Here is a 4,277-nt window from a genome sequence, read left to right as displayed (position 1 = left end):
TTGAAATGCGCGGCGATTGTCCGCTTCTTGATGGCGAGTGATAAATCCCTGAACTTGTAAATTATCTAGCAGCCGCGTCATGGTGTAGTTGGCCACATCACAACGCTTAGACAACTCAGTTTGGCTTAAGCCTTCCTCTTGCCATAAGGTAAATAGCACCGGCCAAAGTTTACTGTCTAACTCGTAGCGCTTTAAACGCACATCAAGCTGTTGCTGCAAGGCAATATTAAGATGGGAAATTAGGTAACTTAAACTTTCAAAGCGTTTCAAATGATACCTCCTACATCGTCATCCGTATGCTCACTTTCGGTTAAAGACTTTACTGACTAAACAGTGACAGCATCAACACGAAGTCAAACACACCTGAACATGAATTAGATTACCATCTCTATACGTTAATAGAAGCTATTTTAATCTTAACTCGAGATAAGAGATGGGAAATACGAATTTAAACCAATATATTTAGGCCATTTCATATCAAACTTGTCATTTGTTTTGCTAACTAGGCGCATTGATGCGTAAATAGCGAGTCTATTGCAAATCAATGCAACACAGGTAGAGATATAAACCACTGTTTTATATGCATTTATTATTTTTAATTAAGGTTAGCCGAGTCAAAAGATAAGTACTCGTTTATGTAGCGGTAATAACAGGCTCGGTTTAATTGCCCTACCAAGCCTCTGATTAATGGTGCGTAAATACCATCGTCTGTGACGATAATATCTGCGATATTAATGGCTGAGAGCTGCGTACCTATGCTGCTGGTAAATATCAGTTGATTGTTTGAATCACCATCCAAAGATGTATCTTGATAGTCCACCAGCAGGAATGGATAGGCTTCAACGGTGACTTTGACTTTCTCGACTGGTGTAATTAACAAATACTCATTGTCGATACAGTGCAAAATACTACTGAACAAAGCCGCAAATTTTGCTGGCAACGGACTGTCTAGATACAGCCAATCGCCATTGGCTTGAATATGAAACAGAACATCATCACTGCACAGTGCCACACCATCAGGTTGAGTAAATGTACTTAATGTCGCTGTTTCATCTGTCATTATACTTACCTACTCGAGTAATTTAAGTAACGCTTCAATAGGATGTTGCGGCTTAAAACCTGCAAAACGTTTTACTTGGCTACGACATGAATAACCCGACACCAACACTTGGCTATTTTCAGCAATTTTTTCAATGCTTGGTTGCCAAGACATTTCAAATAACTGTTCTGAACGCTCGAGGTTTTCAAGTTCATGCCCATAGGTGCCGGCCATACCACAACAGCCTAAATTAACGCTGTTGAGTTTAGCACCAAAATGGCTGAATATTGCTTTCCATTCGTTGGCCGTATTAGGTTTGGCGGTCGATTCAGTACAATGACTAAACCAAGTAAATTGTGGTGCATCACTATCAACGACTGGCGCATCATTGCGGCTTGCCACAACATCGGTTAACCATTCATTAGCCAATAGCACCTCAAATGGACCACGACGTTGACCTAAGACTTCTTTGTATTCGTCGCGATAACATAACACTAATGCAGGGTCTAACCCCACCATCGGCATGCCAAGGGCATGTACGCGGTTTAAGAAATCAGCACTGTTTTGCGCTGTTTTGGCAAACTTGTCTAAAAAGCCTTTAATATGAGTCGGTTTACCGTTTGGTTTAAAGGGCAGTAATACCGGTTTAAAGCCTAGCTTTTCGATTAATTGAATAAAACGATAAACCAAACCTGCATCGTAAAAGCTGTTAAATGGATCTTGTACTACTAATACATGTTGGCTGCGCTGCGCTTGTGGGATCGCGCATAGCGCATCTAAGTCATAACCACGGCTAGCATGACCATCTAAACGCTGTTTTAGCGTAGGTACAGATAATTTAGGCGCATCTACATAACCAATGGCTTTTTTAATAACCCACTGGCTCAGCGGATTTTGCGAGGCCAAATTGGTTAATTTAGGCATTGCGGCCATCAGTGGTAGTGAGTCTTCGATACCTGCAACTAAATAGTCTTTGGCTGGGCGTAAATAGCGTTTGTAATAAATATTAAAGAACTGGGCTCTAAACTTAGGCACATCGACTTTAACCGGGCACTGACCCGAACAGGCTTTACAGGCTAAACAGCCTTTAAGTGATTCCATGACTTCGTGCGAATAATCATAGTCACGCTGGTTATTGAGGGTATTTTGAGTACGCTGCATCCACCCTAGTGGTTTAGATTTTGCTAACGCGTCAACATCAACACCTTCGGCTTCAAGTAATCGCAACCATTCGCGCATTAACCCAGCACGGCCTTTAGGTGATTGCACTCTATCGCCAGTGACTTTAAATGACGGACACATGGGTGAATAACTACTGTAATTAAAACATAACCCATTACCGTTACAGTTCATCACATCAGGAAAAGCATCACGCACTTGAACAGGAATTTGTCTGTCGAAACTGCCGCGTTTTGCGCTGTCGACATTAAACATTAATGGACCAGATTTAGGGGGCGCCACTAATTTGCCTGGATTAAGGCGGTTATCTGGGTCAAATAAGCCTTTAATTTGCTCAAGCACGGCATAAAGCTCATCACCAAATACCGCTGGTCCGTATTCACCACGAACCCCTTTACCGTGTTCTCCCCACATTAAGCCGCCATACTTAAGCGTTAATGCGGCAACTTGATCTGATATCACTTTCAGTAATTGCTCGTCGGCAACATCACACATATCTAATGCGGGTCGCACGTGCAACACACCAGCATCCACATGACCAAACATACCGTATTGCAAATTATGGCTATCGAGCAGCGCACGAAACTCCATAATATAGTCGGCTAGGTTTTCTGGTGGTACGGCGGTATCTTCGGCAAACGCTAACGGTTTACGGCTGCCTTTTGTTGCGCCCAATAAACCCACGGCTTTTTTACGCATAGCATAAATACTATCGATATCACTTCTTTCACTAATAATTTGAAAACCGACTAAACCGAACTGCTGTTGGTTCAGTTGTTCAGTCAGCATTTCTTCTAACAGTGCGAGTTTCTGTTTAACAACATCATCTTCACCGGCAAACTCAACCATATTAAGACCTTCGATGATCTTATTAGGCACGGCTTTAATTTGATCGGCAACTGAGTGCCAAATAATGTCTTCGCGGGCAAGGTTAAGCACTTTAGAGTCAACGGTTTCAACTACGGTAGCATTGGCCTGTACTAATGACGGTGCATGACGCAACGCAGATTCAAATGAATCATATTTGATGTTGACCATCATGCGGGTTTTCGGCAATGGAGTCAGGTTAAGCTTGGTTTCGGTGATCACCGCAAGCGTACCTTCTGAGCCCGTTAAAATACGTGATAAATCAAACTGGCTTAAATCATCATTCCACACATGCTTTAAATCATAGCCCGTGAGAAAACGATTCAACTTTGGAAAACGCTCAATGATGGTGTCACGCTTTACGCGGCAAACTTCTGCTATTTGGCTGGCAATGCTATTGCCGAGTTGATTGTCACCAAAAGGTTGCTCGGCCAACTTGTCTTGGTCAATTGGTGTGGTGGTTAATACGCTGCCATCAATCAGTACACTGGTTATGCCTAATACGTGATCGGAGGTTTTACCGTAAACTAATGAACCGGCACCAGATGCATCGGTATTGACCATACCACCAACGGTTGCACGGTTTGAGGTTGATAAGTCTGGACTGAAAAAGAATCCATGTGGACGTAAGGCATCATTTAACGCATCTTTCACTACACCGGCTTGCACCCTCGCCCAACCTTCCTCGGCATTAATTTCTAGCACTTGGTTTAAGTGGCGTGACACATCTAAAATTAATCCGTGGGTAAGCGATTGGCCATTAGTCCCTGTTCCGCCGCCACGCGCACTAAAGGTCACTTGTTTATATTGTGGTTGTGCTGCTAACGATAATACCAACTCAACATCTTGTTGATGTAGAGGATATATCACCGCTTGAGGCAAAAATTGATACACCGAATTGTCGGTTGCCTGAATAAGCCGCGCACTGTAACGCTTGTCTATTTCACCTTCAAACTCGCTTTGTTCAAGCGCGTCAAGATACTCAAGATAGATAGGTTCTAATGTTTGTTTATGTGATAGCAAAGGTAACATAGAGGACTTATTATTTATTGGCATATTGCAGCCATTATAAACAAAAAAAAGCCGCTAAAAAGCGGCTTTTATTACAACTTGATAAAAATGCAGGTTGGAAAATAAATCTACCTGCAACTTTTACTCTTATTTAGCCATGTGCTTCAGCTAAATATAACCA

The 4,277-nt window shown here is 42.4% G+C and carries 3 protein-coding genes; all 3 read right to left on the bottom strand.

The genetic code is table 11. The features are described 5' to 3' along the window. A partial coding sequence (locus CXF78_RS13240; protein ID WP_145991442.1) for a MarR family winged helix-turn-helix transcriptional regulator occupies positions 1–270 on the bottom strand: 270 nt, incomplete at its 3' end. A gap of 325 nt (positions 271–595) precedes the next feature. Continuing rightward, positions 596–1,060 (bottom strand): DUF1285 domain-containing protein, encoded by a 465-nt coding sequence (locus tag CXF78_RS13235; protein ID WP_102037060.1) that lies wholly within the window; start codon positions 1,058–1,060, stop codon positions 596–598. Positions 1,061–1,069: 9 nt separating this feature from the next. Then, on the bottom strand, positions 1,070–4,117 hold the full coding sequence (locus CXF78_RS13230) for a D-2-hydroxyglutarate dehydrogenase YdiJ (RefSeq protein WP_102037061.1): 3,048 nt from the start codon (positions 4,115–4,117) through the stop codon (positions 1,070–1,072). Between the last annotated feature and the right edge of the window lie 160 nt (positions 4,118–4,277).

Source organism: Shewanella sp. 11B5, from assembly GCF_002836795.1.
Lineage (GTDB): Bacteria > Pseudomonadota > Gammaproteobacteria > Enterobacterales > Shewanellaceae > Shewanella > Shewanella frigidimarina.
The sequence above is the reverse complement of the archived record's forward strand: the minus strand, read 5'-3'. Positions and strand labels throughout refer to the sequence as shown.

Excerpts from the sequence above, each read along its gene's own strand:
- CXF78_RS13235 (WP_102037060.1), bottom strand. The coding sequence starts at position 1,060 with ATGACAGATGAAACAGCGACATTAAGTACATTTACTCAACCTGATGGT.
- CXF78_RS13230 (WP_102037061.1), bottom strand. The coding sequence starts at position 4,117 with ATGTTACCTTTGCTATCACATAAACAAACATTAGAACCTATCTATCTT.